Source organism: Pseudomonas sp. AK-TSAG1-1, assembly GCF_056821665.1.
Window position 1 is genome coordinate 4,590,172 of sequence record NZ_CM165965.1, and the last position, 17,187, is coordinate 4,607,358.

Annotated in this window: 18 protein-coding genes; 10 read left to right on the plus strand and 8 right to left on the minus strand. The window is 61.9% G+C overall.

Translation table 11 applies throughout. The features are described 5' to 3' along the window. Nucleotides 1-38: 38 nt before the first annotated feature. Together AC1UK9_RS20680 and AC1UK9_RS20685 are read right to left on the minus strand one after the other, a co-directional pair. Complete coding sequence (locus AC1UK9_RS20680; protein ID WP_473013278.1) at nt 39-1,463, minus strand: histidine kinase sensor domain-containing protein; 1,425 nt, start codon at nt 1,461-1,463, stop codon at nt 39-41. Next, on the minus strand, nt 1,450-2,172 hold the full coding sequence (locus tag AC1UK9_RS20685) for a response regulator transcription factor (RefSeq protein WP_025112956.1): 723 nt from the start codon (nt 2,170-2,172) through the stop codon (nt 1,450-1,452). Before AC1UK9_RS20685 ends, AC1UK9_RS20680 begins: the two co-directional genes overlap by 14 nt. A gap of 220 nt (nt 2,173-2,392) precedes the next feature. Between AC1UK9_RS20685 and AC1UK9_RS20690 the strand changes: the two genes are divergently transcribed. Beyond that, entirely contained in the window at nt 2,393-5,146 is a 2,754-nt protein-coding gene (locus AC1UK9_RS20690) for a response regulator (RefSeq protein ID WP_473016021.1), read from the plus strand. An 84-nt stretch (nt 5,147-5,230) separates the two neighbouring features. Then, on the plus strand, nt 5,231-6,220 hold the full coding sequence (locus AC1UK9_RS20695) for a 2-hydroxyacid dehydrogenase (RefSeq protein WP_482578394.1): 990 nt from the start codon (nt 5,231-5,233) through the stop codon (nt 6,218-6,220). A gap of 11 nt (nt 6,221-6,231) precedes the next feature. On the opposite strand, the gene AC1UK9_RS20700 is transcribed toward AC1UK9_RS20695, so the two are convergent. Then, complete coding sequence (locus AC1UK9_RS20700; protein ID WP_025112953.1) at nt 6,232-6,690, minus strand: hypothetical protein; 459 nt, start codon at nt 6,688-6,690, stop codon at nt 6,232-6,234. A gap of 133 nt (nt 6,691-6,823) precedes the next feature. Here AC1UK9_RS20700 and AC1UK9_RS20705 point away from each other — a divergent pair, with 133 nt between their 5' ends. Further along, nucleotides 6,824-7,258, plus strand: a complete 435-nt coding sequence (locus AC1UK9_RS20705; RefSeq protein ID WP_025112952.1) for a hypothetical protein — start codon at nt 6,824-6,826, stop codon at nt 7,256-7,258. Continuing rightward, on the plus strand, nt 7,258-7,662 hold the full coding sequence (locus tag AC1UK9_RS20710) for an META domain-containing protein (RefSeq protein ID WP_007968709.1): 405 nt from the start codon (nt 7,258-7,260) through the stop codon (nt 7,660-7,662). Before AC1UK9_RS20705 ends, AC1UK9_RS20710 begins: the two co-directional genes overlap by 1 nt. Before the next feature lie 66 nt (nt 7,663-7,728). On the opposite strand, the gene AC1UK9_RS20715 is transcribed toward AC1UK9_RS20710, so the two are convergent. Then, a complete protein-coding gene (locus AC1UK9_RS20715) occupies nt 7,729-8,196 on the minus strand; it encodes a TlpA disulfide reductase family protein (protein WP_025112951.1) in 468 nt (155 codons plus the stop codon). A gap of 114 nt (nt 8,197-8,310) precedes the next feature. Between AC1UK9_RS20715 and arsC the strand changes: the two genes are divergently transcribed. The 3 genes from arsC to AC1UK9_RS20730 are packed head-to-tail and all read left to right on the plus strand — an operon-like array spanning nt 8,311 to nt 9,686. Continuing rightward, on the plus strand, nt 8,311-8,664 hold the full coding sequence (gene arsC / locus AC1UK9_RS20720; protein ID WP_025112950.1) for an arsenate reductase (glutaredoxin): 354 nt from the start codon (nt 8,311-8,313) through the stop codon (nt 8,662-8,664). Continuing rightward, nucleotides 8,661-9,257 carry an NAD(P)H:quinone oxidoreductase gene (wrbA, locus tag AC1UK9_RS20725; RefSeq protein WP_025112949.1) on the plus strand — a complete coding sequence of 199 codons (597 nt, stop codon included), beginning with the start codon at nt 8,661-8,663 and terminating at the stop codon, nt 9,255-9,257. The genes arsC and wrbA overlap by 4 nt, the downstream gene beginning before the upstream one ends. Nucleotides 9,258-9,260: 3 nt before the next feature. Further along, on the plus strand, nt 9,261-9,686 hold the full coding sequence (locus tag AC1UK9_RS20730; RefSeq protein ID WP_482578395.1) for a DUF2069 domain-containing protein: 426 nt from the start codon (nt 9,261-9,263) through the stop codon (nt 9,684-9,686). A 90-nt stretch (nt 9,687-9,776) separates the two neighbouring features. On the opposite strand, the gene AC1UK9_RS20735 is transcribed toward AC1UK9_RS20730, so the two are convergent. Beyond that, on the minus strand, nt 9,777-10,451 hold the full coding sequence (locus AC1UK9_RS20735; RefSeq protein WP_473013282.1) for a DNA-3-methyladenine glycosylase I: 675 nt from the start codon (nt 10,449-10,451) through the stop codon (nt 9,777-9,779). A gap of 134 nt (nt 10,452-10,585) precedes the next feature. Beyond that, the gene (gene ttcA, locus AC1UK9_RS20740; protein ID WP_025112946.1) at nt 10,586-11,410 is read right to left on the minus strand and encodes a tRNA 2-thiocytidine(32) synthetase TtcA; all 825 of its coding nucleotides are present in this window, start codon (nt 11,408-11,410) and stop codon (nt 10,586-10,588) included. 324 nt (nt 11,411-11,734) lie between these two features. On the opposite strand from ttcA, the gene AC1UK9_RS20745 reads away from it, so the two are divergent. Beyond that, nucleotides 11,735-12,337, plus strand: a complete 603-nt coding sequence (locus tag AC1UK9_RS20745) for a Yip1 family protein (RefSeq protein WP_007917515.1) — start codon at nt 11,735-11,737, stop codon at nt 12,335-12,337. 148 nt (nt 12,338-12,485) lie between these two features. After that, on the plus strand, nt 12,486-12,980 hold the full coding sequence (locus AC1UK9_RS20750; RefSeq protein ID WP_025112945.1) for a SprT family zinc-dependent metalloprotease: 495 nt from the start codon (nt 12,486-12,488) through the stop codon (nt 12,978-12,980). Nucleotides 12,981-13,087: 107 nt separating this feature from the next. Here AC1UK9_RS20750 and AC1UK9_RS20755 read toward each other — a convergent pair whose 3' ends face one another. Both AC1UK9_RS20755 and AC1UK9_RS20760 read right to left on the minus strand, forming a co-directional pair. Beyond that, the gene (locus AC1UK9_RS20755; protein WP_482578397.1) at nt 13,088-14,269 is read right to left on the minus strand and encodes a CaiB/BaiF CoA transferase family protein; all 1,182 of its coding nucleotides are present in this window, start codon (nt 14,267-14,269) and stop codon (nt 13,088-13,090) included. 144 nt (nt 14,270-14,413) lie between these two features. Then, nucleotides 14,414-15,748: a dicarboxylate/amino acid:cation symporter gene (locus AC1UK9_RS20760; RefSeq protein ID WP_025112943.1), complete on the minus strand. Its 1,335-nt coding sequence runs from the start codon at nt 15,746-15,748 to the stop codon at nt 14,414-14,416. A 350-nt stretch (nt 15,749-16,098) separates the two neighbouring features. Here AC1UK9_RS20760 and AC1UK9_RS20765 point away from each other — a divergent pair, with 350 nt between their 5' ends. Continuing rightward, nucleotides 16,099-17,097, plus strand: a complete 999-nt coding sequence (locus tag AC1UK9_RS20765; protein WP_473013283.1) for an AraC family transcriptional regulator — start codon at nt 16,099-16,101, stop codon at nt 17,095-17,097. The last annotated feature ends 90 nt before the right edge of the window (nt 17,098-17,187 follow it).

Below are 17,187 nucleotides of genomic sequence, written 5' to 3' on the forward strand. Positions count from 1 at the left end.
TACCGACAACACTGCTATCTCACAGGGGGCCGGGGCCTTCACACAATCTGCGGACGACACACATCCACTGTGGGAGCGGGCTTGCTCGCGAAGGCGTCAGTGCTGATGACGCTGGTATCAGCCACCAGCCGCAGATTCAGACGCAACCCGGATCCGGCATTCTGCGCCCACAACATCCCGCCCTGCCTCTGCACCGCGTTCCTCGCAATGCTCAACCCCAGACCAAACCCGCCATCCCCCGGGCGCGAGCCGTCAAGGCGGGTGAAGGGCGAGAAGATCCGCTGCAGATCACCCTCGGCCACGCCACCGCCCTGATCCTCCAGCCACAAATGCCAGTAGTCACCCTCACGCCGCCCCTCCAGCCGAACGATGCCTCCCTCCGGCGAATGACGAATGGCATTGCGCAGAATGTTCTCCAGCGCCTGCGCCAAAGTGTTGAGGTGGCCGCGCACCCAGCACGACGACGGCACCGCGCACTGCAATTGCAGGCTCGGCCAGCCGCTTTCGTAACAGGCGTTGTCGGTGAGCATCTCCCACAGCGCCTGAATCTGGATCGCTTCGTCAGGCAGGGGCGCACGTTCGGTGTCGAGCCAGGCCAATTGCAGGGTGTCCTCGACCAGCCGCTGCATGCCATCGACTTCACGGCCAATGCGTTCGCGCAGTTGCAGCAGATCCTGTTCGCTCTCGCTGGCCACCCGCAGCCGGCTCAGCGGCGTGCGCAGTTCATGGGACAAGTCGCGCAGCAACTGCTGTTGCAGGGTGACGGTGGATTGCAGGCGTTCGGACATCGAGTCGAAGGCCCGCGCCAGTTCGCCGAGCTCGTCCGGGCGCTGGGTGATGCCGCTCGACAGGCGCACATTCAATTGATCGGCGCGCCAGGCGTTGGCCTGCTCGCGCAAGTTGTTCAGCGGCACCACCAGCAAGCGGTACAGGCCGATACACAGCAACAAGGTGAACAGCCCGGGAATCACCCCGTTGGTGATCACCCGCCAGAACACCCGGTACTTCCCCGGCAGGAAACGCTCGGGCAACTCGATCACCAGACTGCCGGCGGACGGGTCCTTGGGAAACGGCACGCGCAGCCACGGCCGCCCCTGTTTGTGGATCGGCCAATCGAGCCCGCGCAAGAAGGTCAGGTGCTGGATTTCCTGTTCATTCAGCGGATCGCTGCTCAACGACTGCAGGTTGCGGTCGATCACCCCGACCCAGCCCGCCTCGCGCAGCTCCATGCTCTGCAACCAGTTATCGATTGCGTCACGCTCGCCGCGCTGCCACGCCCCTTCCGCCTCGGCGGCATATCGGCTCAGCGTGCCGCGGGCCTCGTCGGAGAGGAACTGGTTGCGCTCCTCCATGTAACGGCCCCAGGACCAGCTCAACCAGATCATCAGCAGACAGAACGCCACCAGCAGACACGCCAGTTTCCAGAACAGCGAATGCCGCCCCGGCAGATCAGAGACTTTCATCGGACGCACTCAGCACATAGCCCTTGCCCCACACCGTACGCACTTCCCGCTCGGTGTAGCCGATGGCCTTGAGTTTGCGGCGGATCTGGCTGATGTGCATGTCGAGGCTGCGGTCGTGGGCCGCATAGCCGCGCTGCAACACATGCTGATAGAGGAAAGCCTTGCTCAGCACCTCTTCATCGTTGCGATTGAGGGTTTCCAGCAACCGGTATTCGCTGCGGGTCAGGCCGGCTGCCTGTTCGTTATGGAAGACTTCGCACTGTTCATCGTCGAAACGCAGCGCGCCGCTGACCGTGGCTGGCGCAATGGCTGCCGGGCGCCGATCGAGTGCCACCCGCCGCAGGATCGCCTCGATCCGCACATGCAGCTCGGCCATGCTGAACGGCTTGGGCAGGTAATCGTCGGCCCCCAGGCGAAAACCGCTGATGCGATCGGCCTCGGCGCCCAGGGCCGACATCAGCAGCACCGGCGTGGAATGGCTCTGGCGCAATTGTGTCAGCACCTTCAAACCATCGAGTCCCGGCAGCAGAATGTCCATCAGCACCACATCGAACGGCTGGTGGCGGGCGATGTTCAGGCCGTCCTGACCGTTCTGGCACCAGGTCACCGCAAAGCCGCTGCGGCCCAGATGTTCGTGGACATAGGCACCGAGCACCGGATCGTCCTCGATGGAAAGTATGCGTGGCTGGCCAGTGGAAACAGGAGTCATGAGTATCTGCAAGTAATTCTCAGTTGAGAGTGATTATTCAAGATTGCCGGCCATCGGGCAACCCAAGCTTGACCGGCCGGACAAACGCGCCTGTCTCGGGCCGACCGATGCCGAGATGATTTTTCCGAAGATTGCCTGCCTGCAAATCGCTACACTGCGCCCATGCCGCGTGCCGGACGCACGTGCGAGTCAACAGTTCAGCGGGATGCAGGAGATGGGTGTGCTCAAGAAACTGGGAATCAAAGGTCGCGTATTGTTGCTGACCCTGTTGCCAACCAGCCTGATGGCGTTGGTGCTCGGTGGCTATTTCACCTGGATGCAACAGTCCGACCTGCAGACCCAATTGATGCAGCGCGGCGAGATGATCGCCGAACAACTGGCCCCTCTGGTCGCGCCCGCCATGGGTCACGGCAACACCGACCTGCTGGAACGCATCGCCACGCAGTCCCTCGAGCAGCCCGACGTGCGCGCCGTCACCTTCCTCGCCCCCGACCGCACACCGCTGGCGCACGCCGGCCCGACCATGCTCAATCAGGCGCCCAGCGGTGACAGTGCACAACTGCAACGGCGCAGTGGCAATGACGCCACCCGTTACCTGATGCCGGTGTTCGGCAAGCATCGCAACCTTGCCGGCGACCTGATCCCGGAAGAATCCGAGCGCCTGCTCGGCTGGGTCGAACTGGAGTTGTCGCACAACGGCATGCTGTTGCGCGGTTACCGCAGCCTGTTTGCCAGCCTGCTGCTGATTGCCGCTGGCCTTGCCGGCGCAGCCCTGCTCGCGTTGCGCATGGGCCGCACCATCAACCGCCCGCTGAGCCAGATCAAACACGCGGTCGCCCAGCTCAAGGACGGTCATCTGGAAACCCGTCTGCCGCCGCTCGGCAGTCAGGAGCTGGACGAGCTGGCCTCGGGCATCAACCGCATGGCCGGGACCCTGCAGAATGCTCGCGAAGAGCTGCAGCACAGCGTCGATCAGGCCACCGAAGACGTGCGCCAGAACCTGGAAACCATCGAGATCCAGAACATCGAACTGGACCTGGCGCGCAAAGAGGCGCTGGAGGCGAGCCGGATCAAATCCGAGTTCCTCGCCAACATGAGCCACGAGATCCGCACGCCGCTCAACGGCATTCTCGGTTTCACTCACCTGTTGCAGAAAAGCGAACTGACCCCGCGCCAGCTCGACTATCTGGGCACCATCGAAAAGTCCGCCGACAGCCTGCTGGGGATCATCAACGAGATCCTCGATTTCTCGAAGATCGAGGCCGGCAAACTGGTGCTCGACCATATTCCGTTCAACTTGCGTGACCTGTTGCAGGACACCCTGACGATTCTTGCGCCGGCAGCCCACGCCAAACAGCTTGAACTGGTCAGTCTGGTGTACCGCGACACGCCGCTGTCGCTGGTCGGCGATCCGCTGCGCCTGAAGCAGATCCTTACCAACCTGGTCAGCAACGCAATCAAGTTCACTCGCGAAGGCACCATTGTCGCCCGCGCCATGCTCGAAGAAGAGCATGAAGACAGCGTGCAACTGCGCATCAGCATTCAGGACACCGGCATCGGCCTGTCGAGTCAGGACGTGCGCGCGTTGTTCCAGGCCTTCAGCCAGGCCGACAACTCGTTGTCGCGCCAGCCCGGTGGCACCGGCCTTGGCCTGGTGATTTCCAAGCGCCTGATCGAACAGATGGGCGGCGAAATCGGCGTCGACAGCACCCCGGGTGAAGGCTCGGAATTCTGGATCAGCCTGAGCCTGCCAAAAACCCGCGACGACACCGACGACCTTCCCGCCCCGCCGCTGCTCGGGCGCCGGGTGGCAGTGCTGGAAAATCACGAACTGGCGCGTCAGGCCCTGCAGCATCAACTGGAAGACTGTGGCCTCGACGTCACGCCATTCAACACCCTGGAAAGCCTGACCAATGGCGTCACCGGCGCCCACCAGACCGATCAGGCGATCGACCTCGCCGTGCTCGGCATCACCAGCAACGACATGCTCCCGGAGCGCCTGAACCAGCACATCTGGGATCTCGAACACCTGGGATGCAAAGTGCTGGTGCTGTGCCCAACCACCGAGCAGACGCTGTTCCACCTGTCGGTGCCCAACCCGCACAGTCAACTGCAGGCCAAGCCGGCCTGCACGCGCAAACTGCGCCGGGCGCTGGCGGATCTGGCCAACCCGCGCCAGCCGCGCAACGAACCGGGCGAACCGCTGTCGAGCCGTGCGCCGAAAGTGCTGTGCGTCGACGACAACCCGGCCAACCTGTTGCTGGTGCAGACCCTGCTCGAAGACATGGGGGCCAAAGTGCTCGCCGTCGAAAGCGGTTACGCCGCCGTCAAAGCCGTGCAAACCGAATCCTTTGATCTGGTGCTGATGGACGTACAGATGCCGGGCATGGACGGGCGTCAGACCACTGAAACCATCCGCCAGTGGGAAAGCGAACGGCATTGCACGCCGCTGCCGATCGTCGCCCTCACTGCCCATGCCATGGCCAACGAGAAACGCGCCTTGCTGCAAAGCGGCATGGACGATTACCTGACCAAACCCATCAGCGAGCGGCAACTGGCGCAAGTGGTGCTGAAGTGGACCGGTCTGGCCTTGCGCAATCAGGGACCGGAGCGGGTCAGCGACAGTGCAGCGGGCAGCCACGAACTGCCGGTGCTCGACCACGAGGAAGGCCTGCGCCTGGCCGCTGGCAAGGCCGATCTGGCCGCAGACATGCTGGCGATGCTGCTCGCTTCGCTGGAAGCCGACCGTGAAGCGATTCGCACCGCCAGCGAAGCCCGTGACCAGAACGCGCTGATCGAACGCGTGCATCGCCTGCACGGTGCAACCCGGTATTGCGGCGTACCGCAGTTGCGCGCGGCCTGTCAGCGCAGTGAAACTCTGCTCAAACAGGGCGACCCCAAAGCCGTGGCGGCGCTGGAAGAACTGGAGCGGGCGATCAATCGCCTCGCGGCGCAAGCCAGGATCAGCGCCTGATCCACGGCAATGTCGCCCGCGCTATCGCACGCTAAAGTGAGAGCGAGTCAACGCTGACTCGCCACCCCGCTCCAGGAGGAATGCATGCGCACGATCGTTTTCAGCAGCCAGACCTACGACCGCGACAGTTTCCTCGCTGCTGACTGCCCGGCCGGTATCGAGCTGCAGTTTCAGCCGGCCCGGCTCAGTCTCGACACGGCAGCCCTGGCCGAGCAGCACGCCGTGGTCTGCGCGTTCATCAATGATGACCTCAGTGCACCGGTGCTCGAGCGCCTGGCCGCCGGCGGCACACGGCTGATCGCCCTGCGCTCGGCGGGTTACAACCATGTCGATCTGGTCGCGGCGAAACGCCTCGGGCTGGCCGTGGTGCGGGTGCCGGCCTACTCGCCGCATGCGGTGGCCGAACATGCCGTGGCGCTGATTCTGGCGCTCAACCGGCGCCTGCACCGCGCCTACAACCGCACCCGCGAAGGTGATTTCAGCCTGCATGGCCTGACCGGTTTCGATCTGGTGGGCAAGACCGTCGGGATTGTCGGCACCGGGCAGATCGGCGCCACGTTCGCGAAAATCATGCACGGTTTCGGTTGTGAGTTGTTGGCCTATGACCCGTACCCCAACCCTGAGGTTGTGGCATTGGGCGCGCGTTATCTGAGCCTGCCGGAACTGCTGGCGCAGTCGAGGATCATCAGCCTGCACTGCCCGCTCAACGCGCAGAGCAAACACCTGATCAACCGCGAGTCACTGGCGCACCTGCAACCCGGAGCAATGCTGATCAACACCGGGCGCGGCGGGCTGGTCGACACACCGGCGCTGATCGACGCCTTGAAGGACGGCCAACTGGGGTATCTGGGTCTGGATGTCTATGAAGAAGAGGCGCAGCTGTTTTTCGAGGATCGCTCCGACCTGCCGTTGCAGGACGATGTGCTGGCGCGGTTGCTGACGTTTCCAAACGTGATCATCACCGCGCATCAGGCGTTTCTGACCCATGAAGCTCTGGGCGCGATTGCCGCGACCACTCTGCACAACATCGCGACCTGGGCCGCAGGCGCGCCGCAGAACCAGGTCGAAGGCTGAAGGCTTGTCGACTATTTGGGCGACAGCGACGAGGCCAGGATCAGCAGCGCCAGCCAGCCAAACCCGAAAAAGCGCTGCTTCATCGAGTGACCGTTACGCAGCAGGAACCAGACAAAGACCATCGGCAGCAGAAACACCATGATCTTCAACCAGCCTTCCACCGGACGCGAACCGTCGGCGTTGGCCTGAAGTTGAGGGACTGGTGCTGATTCCGATTGCCGACGGCGGCGACCGACCGCAGCGGGTGTCGCTCTCGGCGCGGGCTCGGGGGCTGGCGGCGGGACAAACGCCTCGGGCACGGATTTATTGCGCGGCAGGCTGCCAAATGAAATGGTCGCTGTTGCGGCGGCTGCCGCTGTTTGCGCCGGAGTGCGCTCGTGCTGCTGCGCCCTCGGAGCACCACAATGAATGCACGCCTTCGCTTCAGAGCTGATACTCCGCTTGCATTCATAACATTCGATCAGCGCCATGTTCCGTTCCCTCAGAGTGAAGGGCGGCAGTTTGCCATGAGCGTCAACCAATTTGAACCGGATCGAAGGTCGCACGCGTACGCCATCCTGCAATCAAGCCCGTGCTAGCATGTCGCGCATATTTGGAGGACCCATGGTCGAACACGATTTCCGCTACACCCTGATGAACCCGCAACACACCCTCACCGAATGCCGCGCCCTCGTACCGGGCCGCTATCAGGTCACCGGCAATGGTGGCTCGATCCGCAACGGTGACGTCCTGTTGGTCACCCTCAAAGGCAGCAAGGACTTGTCCATGCGCCTGACCGTCGACACCGTGCGCCACCTGATCAATCCGCCGGGCCAATGGACCGCGATGACCACCGGCCCGGTATTCGGCGAACTGGCGATCCACACCTGGCAGGTCAACTGCGACAGCTGCGCCAAAGAGCTGAACTTCGAGTTCGCGGTCGACGCCAAGCTGGGCAAGACCGCCGAGAAACCGGCTGCCACCGCGCGCATCGCCGAGCTGGGCTGGAAAGCCGTCGGCGACAAGCACCTCTGCCCGAAATGCCAGGAGCCTGCGTGATGAAACGCCTTGCCCTGCCCTTGCTGGTCGGTGCCGCTCTGGTGGGCTGTGCCGCAGAGCCTGTGCAATTGCAGCAGAACCGCAGCTACATTCTGGAATGGATTGGCGAGCGGCCATTGATGGATTACAGCCATCTGACCGTGACCCTCGGCGACGATGGCCGCGCGTATGGCAACGGCGGCTGCAACCACTGGTTCGCGCCGTACACCCTCGATGGCGACAAGCTGAGCTTCGGCCCGATCGGCAAGACCCGCAAACTCTGCGCGCCAGCGCTGATGGAGCAGGAACAACGCTTCCTGCAGGCCCTGCAAGGTGTCGAGCGCTGGGACATCTCGCCGATCGAACAGATGCGCTTCTGGCCGGCTGAAGGCAAGCCGTTGCGCTGGTGGCTGGAAGAGGGTTAATCCTCAGCTGCTGAGACTACCCTGTGGCGAGGGGATTTATCCCCTCACCACAAAACCTCACGTGTTCTACTTGGCAGCCTGCAACGCCTCCAGCTTGGCCAAAACTCCCGCCGCCGTCTGTTCCCCCATCAACTGCTCACGCACCTTGCCCTTGTTGTCGATGATGTAAGTCACCGGCAAGGCCTCGCTGCGCGGAAGGTCGAACAGGTCCGCCGGATCCTGCGCCAGCACGGTGAACTTGATGCCCAGCTTCTCGCTGGCAGACTTCAGATCCTCGCCTTGCACGTTGTCGAAGTTGACCCCGAACACGCCGATGTTCTTGCCTTTCAACTCGTCTGCCAAATGATTGAGTTCGGGAATTTCCGTGCGGCACGGGCCGCACCATTCGGCCCAGTAATTGAGCACGACCCATTGCTTGTCCAGACGTTCTGACGCCACCTTCTGTCCATTCTGGTCAGTGCCGTAGTCGTTCCCGCAGCCCCCCAGCATCAACGCCCCGATCATCGTCAATGCCGCTGCCAATCGCCGTGTCATGTCGTGTTCCCTGGTCAAAAATTGAATGCGCCTGCGACCCATCGCCTCTGAAGGTTCTGGATTGCGCGCTGCACAGTTAGAATAGCCGCCACTTTACGCCAGAAGCGACCCGCCATGACCGATCTGACGCTTTATCACAATCCGCGCTGCTCGAAATCCCGCGGTGCGCTCGAACTTCTTGAGGCCCGTGGCCTGGCCCCGAACGTGGTGCGCTACCTGGAAACCCCGCTGGACGCCGCGCAAATCAAGGCCTTGCTCGGCAAGCTGAACATCAGCGCGCGGCAACTGCTGCGCACTGGAGAAGATGAATACAAAATGCTACAGCTGGCCGACGCCAGCCTCAGCGAGGCGCAATTGATCGCCGCCATCGCCGCGCACCCGAAACTGATGGAACGGCCGATTCTCGAAGTCGGCGACAAGGCCGTGATCGGCCGTCCACCGGAGCAGATTCTGGAGTTGCTGCCGTGAGCGCGCCGTACATTCTGGTGCTGTATTACAGCCGCAGCGGCTCGACCAACGAGATGGCCCGGCAGATTGCCCGCGGCGTCGAACAGGCCGGCCTCGAAGCACGCCTGCGTACCGTGCCGGCGATTTCCACCGAGTGTGAAGCGGTGGCCCCGGACATCCCCGAGGAAGGCGCGCTCTACGCTACCCTCGATGACCTGAAGAACTGTGCCGGCCTCGCCCTTGGCAGCCCGACCCGCTTCGGCAACATGGCCGCGCCGCTCAAGTACTTCCTCGACGGCACCAGCAACCTGTGGCTGACCGGCGCCCTGGTCGGCAAACCGGCCGGCGTGTTCACCTCCACTGCCAGCCTGCACGGCGGCCAGGAAACCACCCTGCTGTCGATGATGCTGCCGCTGTTGCACCACGGCATGCTGATCACCGGCCTGCCGTACAGTGAGTCGGCACTGCTGGAAACCCAGGGCGGCGGCACGCCGTATGGCGCCAGCCATCATGCCGGGGCTGACGGTAAAAGCGGCCTGGATGCCCACGAGGTGGCGCTGTGTCGCGCACTGGGTCTGCGTCTGGCCAAGACCGCGCAAAAACTGGAGGGCTGAGGGGTGGCGAAGAAGCCGAAAATCCTGCCCTCCATCGAGTGGCTCGAACCCCGCGTCAAGGCGATGCGGCTCATCAGCCTGCTGTGCTTCTTCGGCCTCGCCGGGCTGCTTGCCGCTTACTATCTGGTGTTCGCCGACCTGCACGGCGCGCGGCCGTGGGTGATATTGCTGGTCGAACTGATCCCGTGGATCGTCCTTGCGCCCGCGATGATCATGGGCAGCGCTCGTGGGCATTCGTGGATGTGCTTTGTGGTGAATCTGTATTTCATCAAGGGCGCGTTGGCGGCCTATGACCCGAGCCGACAGCTGTTCGGGGTGCTGGAGATGGTCGCGAGCCTGGCGCTGTTCTGCTCGGCGCTGCTGTATGTGCGGTGGCGGTATCAGTTGAATCGCAAGTTGGCTGGCGAAGGCGAAGTCTCCGTCGCCTGAGCGGACGCCTTCGCGAGCAGGCTCGCTCCCACAGGGGAATGCATTCCAAAATGTGGGAGCGAGCCTGCTCGCGAATGGGACGATGCGGTATCAATGGTTGACGGTGTAGGCCAGCATCATCGAAATCTGGCTCATCGGCCGCCCGCCACTCTCTTCATGCCACTGGTTGAACGCATTCTGCACAATCGCCAGATCACGCAAACTGGTCGGCACCTTGTCGACGATCTTCTGCGCATTCAGCGCCGCGACCACGTCATAACTCGGCACGAACGTGTCCTTGCCCACCATGCGCAGGAAGCGTGGCGCGGACAAGCCGCCCAGTTGATGACCGTGCTTTTTCAGGTAAGTCCACAGACCGACGATATCGGTCACCGGCCAGTCGGCGATCAACGCACCAAAACTACCCTTCTCTTTCTCGACATCGAGGATGAACTGCGCATTGCGTGGCACGCTCTTGAGCTTGCCCAGGTGACGGATGATCCGCGCGTCCTGCATCAGGCGCTCAAGGTGCTCGGCGCTCATCAGCACGACTTTTTCCGGGTCGAACCTGAAGAACACTTCTTCGAAGGCCGGCCACTTGGCGTCCACCAGACTGTGCTTGAGCCCGGCGCGGAATACGCGCAGGGCCATGGTCGAGAGGTAGCGGTCGTCGCTGATCTTGCGCAATTGCGCCGGGGTCTTGGGAACGGGCAGATGGGCTTCCAGTTCAGCCGCCGAACCGAAGCGGTTCAGACAGTATTCGTGCAGCCACTTGTAATCGCGCATGCCCTCTCCTGTTGAATGAAACAAAGAACCCTATGTGGGAGCGAGCCTGCTCGCGAAGTGGGAGTATCAGTCAACACATCAGTTGAATGACGCACCGCTTTCGCGAGCAGACTCGCTCCCACATTTGAAGGTGTTTACAAGTTAACGACGTTAACGAAGCGCGAAGCCGCCGTCTCGTCGATCTTCAGGCTGGTGAAGTCGAACAGATTGCGGTCGGCCAGTTGCGACGGCACCACGTTCTGCAGGCTGCGGAAGATGCTTTCGGTGCGGCCCGGGGTCTTGCGATCCCAGTCCTGGAGCATTTCCTTGACCACCTGACGCTGCAGGTTTTCCTGCGAACCGCACAGGTTGCACGGGATGATCGGGAACTCCTTGAGGTCCGAGTAGGCCTGGATGTCTTTCTCGTTGCAGTAGGCCAGCGGACGGATCACCACGTTGCGCCCGTCATCGGCGCGCAGTTTCGGCGGCATCGCCTTGAGGGTGCCGTTGAAGAACATGTTGAGGAAGAACGTCTCGACAATGTCATCGCGATGGTGACCCAGGGCCATTTTGGTCGCGCCGATTTCGTCGGCGAAGGTGTACAGCGTGCCGCGACGCAGGCGCGAGCACAGCGAGCAGGTGGTCTTGCCTTCCGGGATCAATTCCTTGACCACCGAATAGGTGTCCTTCTCGACGATGTGGTACTCGACGCCCAGCTCTTTCAGGTAGGCCGGCAGCACGTGCTCGGGGAAGCCCGGCTGCTTCTGGTCCATGTTCACGGCGACGATCTCGAATTTGATCGGCGCAACCTTCTGCAGGTGCAGCAGCACGTCGAGCATGGTGTAGCTGTCCTTGCCCCCGGACAGGCAGACCATGACCTTGTCGCCGTCTTCAATCATGTTGAAATCGGCGACCGCTTCGCCGGCCAGGCGGCGCAGGCGCTTTTGCAGTTTGTTCTGGTTGACCGTAAGAGTGCCCATGACGCGAAATCCGTGAGGTGTGACGAAAGGCCGGCATTTTACGCAAAAACGCCGTGGGGGCGAAGGGCCGCGGTCGCATTGGCTGTCTGCCGATGTTGTGAGGGAGCCCTAGTAATCCTGCACCACATGATCGCAAGAGCCTGCGGCGATTAAGCCCTGTGTTTACAGCGCGATTTGCTCTAAGCCCCTAGTCCCTGTGCGGTTAAGTCCTTTCTATACTGCGACATAAGGTCGCACACATCTGAAGACCTGTATTTGCTCGGCCACCTTGGCCCGTAGGCGCTCCGCTGGGGGGCGATGGCAATAACAAGAGGAGTGACTGGCATGATCCATCACGTAGTGGGACTTTTTACCCACCCCGATCAGGAATGGAAGGAAATCCGTGGCGACCAAGAGGAAAGCATCAGCCACATGTACCTGACGCACACGCTGATCCTGGCGGCGATTCCCGCCGTTTCGGCGTTTATCGGCACCACTCAGGTCGGCTGGGTGATCGGCAACCGCGCCCCGGTGATGCTCACCGTGGAGAGCGCCATCTGGATGACCGTGATGTCGTACCTGGCGATGCTCGGCGGGGTCGCGGTCATGGGCGCTTTCGTACACTGGATGGCCCGCACCTATGACGCCAACCCGAGCCTGGCGCGTTGCGTGGCGTTCGCCACTTACACCGCGACGCCGCTGTTCGTCGGCGGGCTGGCGGCGTTGTATCCGCACATGTGGCTGGGGATGATCGTCGGCACGGCGGCCATCTGCTACACGGTGTATCTGTTGTACGTCGGGCTGCCGACGTTCATGAACATTCCGTCGGACGAAGGTTTTCTGTTCTCCAGCTCAGTGCTGGCGGTGGGTCTGGTGGTGCTGGTGGCCATCATGGCGTTCACCGTGATTGTCTGGGGCCTCGGCGTGGGGCCGGTGTATACCAACTGACATGATTCACCCCCGAGAAAAACAAGATCTGCCAATACAGGCCGCCGCAAGGCGGCCTTCTCGTTTGGCGGATGACCATTCGGCAGGTCAGCGATTCGCAAGTCCTGGAGGTTGCGGCATACTCGACGCCTCTGGAGATCCATCAAGCATGCCCGAGCAACTCAATACCCGCGTCGAAGACTGTTACCAACTCGCTGAATCCTTTTTCAAACGTCATTTCCAACGCCCCGTCGTCAGCCTCAAGCTGCGCGGGCAAAAAGCCGGTGTCGCGCATCTGCACGAGAACCTGCTGCGCTTCAACCCGCAGCTGTACCGGGAAAACACCGAACATTTCCTCAAACAGACCGTGGCCCATGAGGTCGCGCACCTGATCGCCCATCAACTGTTCGGCGACCGCATCCAGCCCCACGGCGAGGAGTGGCAACTGATCATGCGCGGGGTCTACGAGCTGCCGCCGGATCGCTGCCACACCTACGCAATCAAGCGCCGCAGCGTGACGCGCTACATCTATAAATGCCCGTGCGCCGACAGTGATTTTCCGTTTTCGGCGCAGCGTCATAGCCTGGTCAGGCAGGGGCGACGGTATTTGTGCCGGCGCTGCCGCAACACCTTGGTGTTCAGTGGTGAGATGCGCGTCGAATAGTCAGTTTTGTGTTGTCGCTGCCGACGCCTTCGCGAGCAAGCCCGCTCCCACATTTGGAACGTTCCCCTGTGGGAGCGGGCTTGCTCGCGAAAGGGCCGGCACAGACGCTAAAGAATGACCTTGGCACGCCGTAACTCGGCAATCCGCTCTGATCCAAAGCCCAACTCCCCCAACACCTGCTCCGTATGCTGTCCCAGCACCGCGCCAACATGTCGCGGCGCCGGCAGCGCCTCGGCAAACTTCAACGGACAGGCGATCTGCGCCTGGCTGGAACCATCGCCACGCGGCACCTGTGTCACCAGCTCGCGCGCCTGCAACTGCGGATGCTGCACTGCCTCGCTCAGATTCAAAACCGGTTCGACACAGGCATCGACCCCGGCGAACAATTCACACAGTTGGGCAAAGTCATGTTTTTCGAATTCGACTTTCAGCGCGTCCTTCAATAACGTCTGCTGCTCGGGTTTCGGTGACAATCCCTGCGCCGCCAACTCCGGCCGGCCCAACGCCGTGCACAGTTGCTGCATGAACCCCGGTTCCAGGCTGCCCACCGACAGCCAGCGGCCATCGCGAGTGCGGTAGTAGTCATAGAAGCTGCCACCATTGAGCATCTGATCCTCCCAATGCGGTTCTTCGCCACAAGCGAGGTAAGCGGCCCCGGCCATGGCGTGCAGGCTGAAAGCACAATCGGTCATGCTCACGTCCAGGTGAGTGCCCTGCCCGGTTTGCTGCCGGGCGATTACCGCTGCCAGCAGACCGATGACCCCGTGCAGTGAACCGCCCGCCACATCCGCCACCTGCATGCCCAGCGGCAGCGGGCCGCTGTCGGCACGCCCGGTGTAACTGGCAAGCCCGGCCAGGGCGAGGTAGTTGATATCGTGCCCGGCGCGATCCTTGTACGGCCCGGTCTGGCCGTAACCGGTGATCGACACGTAAATCAGCTTCGGGTTGATCGCCTTCAGCGCCTCATAGCCCAGGCCCAGCCGCTCCATCACACCGGGACGGAACTGTTCGAGCACGATGTCGTATTCGGTCAGCAACTGCCTGACCACCTCCAGCGCCTCGTGCTGCTTGAGATCCAGCGCCAGGCTGCGCTTGTTGCGGTTCAGGTAAGCATGGCTGGCCGACATCCCCCGATCGTGCGGCGGCAACACCCGCAACAGGTCCAGGCGAGTCGGGGACTCGATGCGCAGCACCTCGGCGCCCATATCGGCGAGCAACAGCGAGGCGAACGGCCCTGGCAGCAGGGTCGAGAAATCCAGAATCTTCAGCGAAGCCAACGGCGCGGACATGGGCGATCTCCTTGAGCGATGCTTCCAGCCTAGGCAGCGAAGCCACGTACAGCAATCACCGGATACGTCAGCGGCAGTGACCGTAATGCTCAAATCGCAGGCCATAAAAAACCTGCCGAAGCAGGTTTTTTATTCAAGCGATGCTTACTTCACATTGCTCGGGGTTGGGCCTTCAGCCACACCCAGATCATCTTCAGGACGAGTATCGGCGATACCGCGACCGCCCGAGGCCAGCTCGGATTGCAGCACATCGGTGTCCAGCTCCTTGACCCACTTGGCGACAACGATGGTCGCCACGGCGTTACCGACCAGGTTGGTCAGGGCACGGGCTTCGGACATGAAGCGGTCGATACCGAGGATCAGCGCCAGACCCGCCACCGGCAGGTGACCGACCGCCGACAGAGTGGCTGCCAGCACGATGAAACCCGAACCGGTCACACCGGCGGCGCCTTTGGAGGACAGCAGCAACACCACCAGCAGCGTGATCTGGTGCGTGATGTCCATGTGCGTGTCGGTGGCCTGAGCGATGAACACAGCGGCCATGGTCAGGTAGATCGCGGTGCCGTCGAGGTTGAACGAGTAACCGGTCGGGATCACCAGACCCACTACCGATTTCTTCGCGCCCAGACGCTCCATCTTGATCAGCATGCGTGGCAGTACCGATTCCGACGAGGAAGTACCCAGGACGATCAGCAGCTCTTCACGGATGTAGCGGATCATCTTCAGCACGCTGAAGCCGTGCATGCGGGCGATAGCGCCGAGCACGATCAGGATGAACAGCACGCAAGTGATGTAGAAGCAGGCCATCAGTTGACCCAGCTGCACCAGCGAGCCGACACCGTAGGCACCGATGGTGAACGCCATGGCACCGAAGGCACCGATTGGCGCGAGCTTCATGATCATGTTGATGATGTTGAACATCACGTGGGCGAAGCGATCGATGAAGTCGAGGATCGGACGGCCATAGTCACCCAGGCGATGCAGGGCGAAACCGAAGATCACCGAGAACATCAGCACTTGCAGGATGTCGCCTGTGGCGAACGCGCCGACGATGGTGGTCGGGATTACGTTGAGCAGGAAGCCGACAACGCTCTGATCAGCACCCTGGGCCACATAGGTGGCGACTTTCGAAGCGTCGAGGGTGCTGACATCGATGTGCATGCCGTTGCCCGGCTGCACGATGTTGACCACGATCAGACCGACCAGCAAAGCGATGGTCGAAACGATTTCGAAGTACAGCAGTGCGTAACCACCGGTCTTGCCGACCGACTTCATGCTTTGCATGCCAGCGATACCGCTGACCACGGTGCAGAAGATGATCGGGGCGATGATCATTTTGATCAGTTTGATGAACCCGTCACCCAGCGGCTTTACCGCGACACCGAACTGCGGGTAGTAGTGACCAAGGGCAATACCGATGATGATCGCGACGATCACCTGGAAATACAGGGATTTGTACAGTGGCTGACGAGTCGTCATTGCAAGCTTCCTCAAGCGTCCCGCGACCAACATCCGTCTGTTGACCGCAAAACCTGAATTGCGAACCCTCCTGCACTGGAGGGATTTGTTGTGTCGAGCGGCGCTTTACCCACGGGATAAACGCACACTTCTGTCGCTCTTATCGCAAACCTCGTGCCACTTTGGTGCAATTACCTGCAAGCCTTTTGATATCAGGGCATGCAGGCAGTTTTTTGTCACTTGCTGGTGACGTCAGTGTGGCGGATTTCCGCCAACTCGCCGGATCTCGTCCTACAATTTGGCGGAAATCCGCCTTGTTGACGATGCTGCCCCCGGCTACCATCCGGCGCCTGAGGAAGGATCTGCCGCTTATGCGCGAACGTACCATCGCCAGTCATTTCGCCCGTGCCGCCCTCGGTGGCGCACGCCGTTCGGGGTTCGATTATTTGCCGCTGCTGCAACAGCTGGGCATCAGCCCGCAGTTGCTGGATGAGCCGCGAGCACGCATCGCCCCCGAGCAATTCACCGAACTGTTGCAGAACCTGTGGCTGGCCCTTGATGACGAATACCTGGGCTTTGGCAACGCACCGAGCAAACCCGGCAGCTTCGCGATGATGTGCCACGCCCTGATCCACTGCCGCAATCTGGAGAAGGCGCTGCAACGCGGTTTATTGTTTTATAGCCTATTCCCCGAGGCCCCGCGCCTGAGCCTGCAGCGCGAAGACGAATGGGTGCGGCTAAGCCTCGATGATTCGCAGTTATGGGACCCGGATCACTTTCTCAGCGAGAGCCTGCTGGTGATCTGGCATCGCCTCGGCAGTTGGCTGATCGGCCAGCGTATTCGTCTGGAGCAGGCCACGTTCAGCTATCCGAAACCGGCGCACGGTGCCGAATACGACCTGCTGTTCCCCTGCCCGCTGGTGTTTTCTGCCGAGCACAGCAGCCTGCTGTTCCACAGCCGCTATCTGCACATGCCACTGTTGCAGGACGAACGCACCCTCAAACACTTTCTCGAACGCTCACCCGCCGACCTGTTGTCGCGACCGGATGACGGCGACAGCCTGAGCAGCCGCCTGCGCCGCTTGCTCAGCCGCGACAGCGCGCACTGGCCGGACCTGGAAGCGGTGGCCGCACACCTGCACATCAGCCCGCAGACCCTGCGCCGGCATTTGCGCGAGGAAGGCACCAGTTTTCAGGAGTTGAAGGATCAGTTGCGGCGAGATATCGCCATTTACCATTTGGGCCGGGCGGATCTGTCGTTGCAACAGATTGCCGAGCAACTGGGCTTTTCCGAGCCGTCGGCGTTTCATCGGGCGTTCAAGAAGTGGACGGGGCTGACACCGGGGGCTTATCGGGCGCAGGAGCAGTGAGTGGCGCGGTGAACCGACTGGCGCCTTCGCGAGCAGGCTCGCTCCCACAAGGGGGCTGTGAACACCGCCGATCCAGTGTGGGAGCGAGCC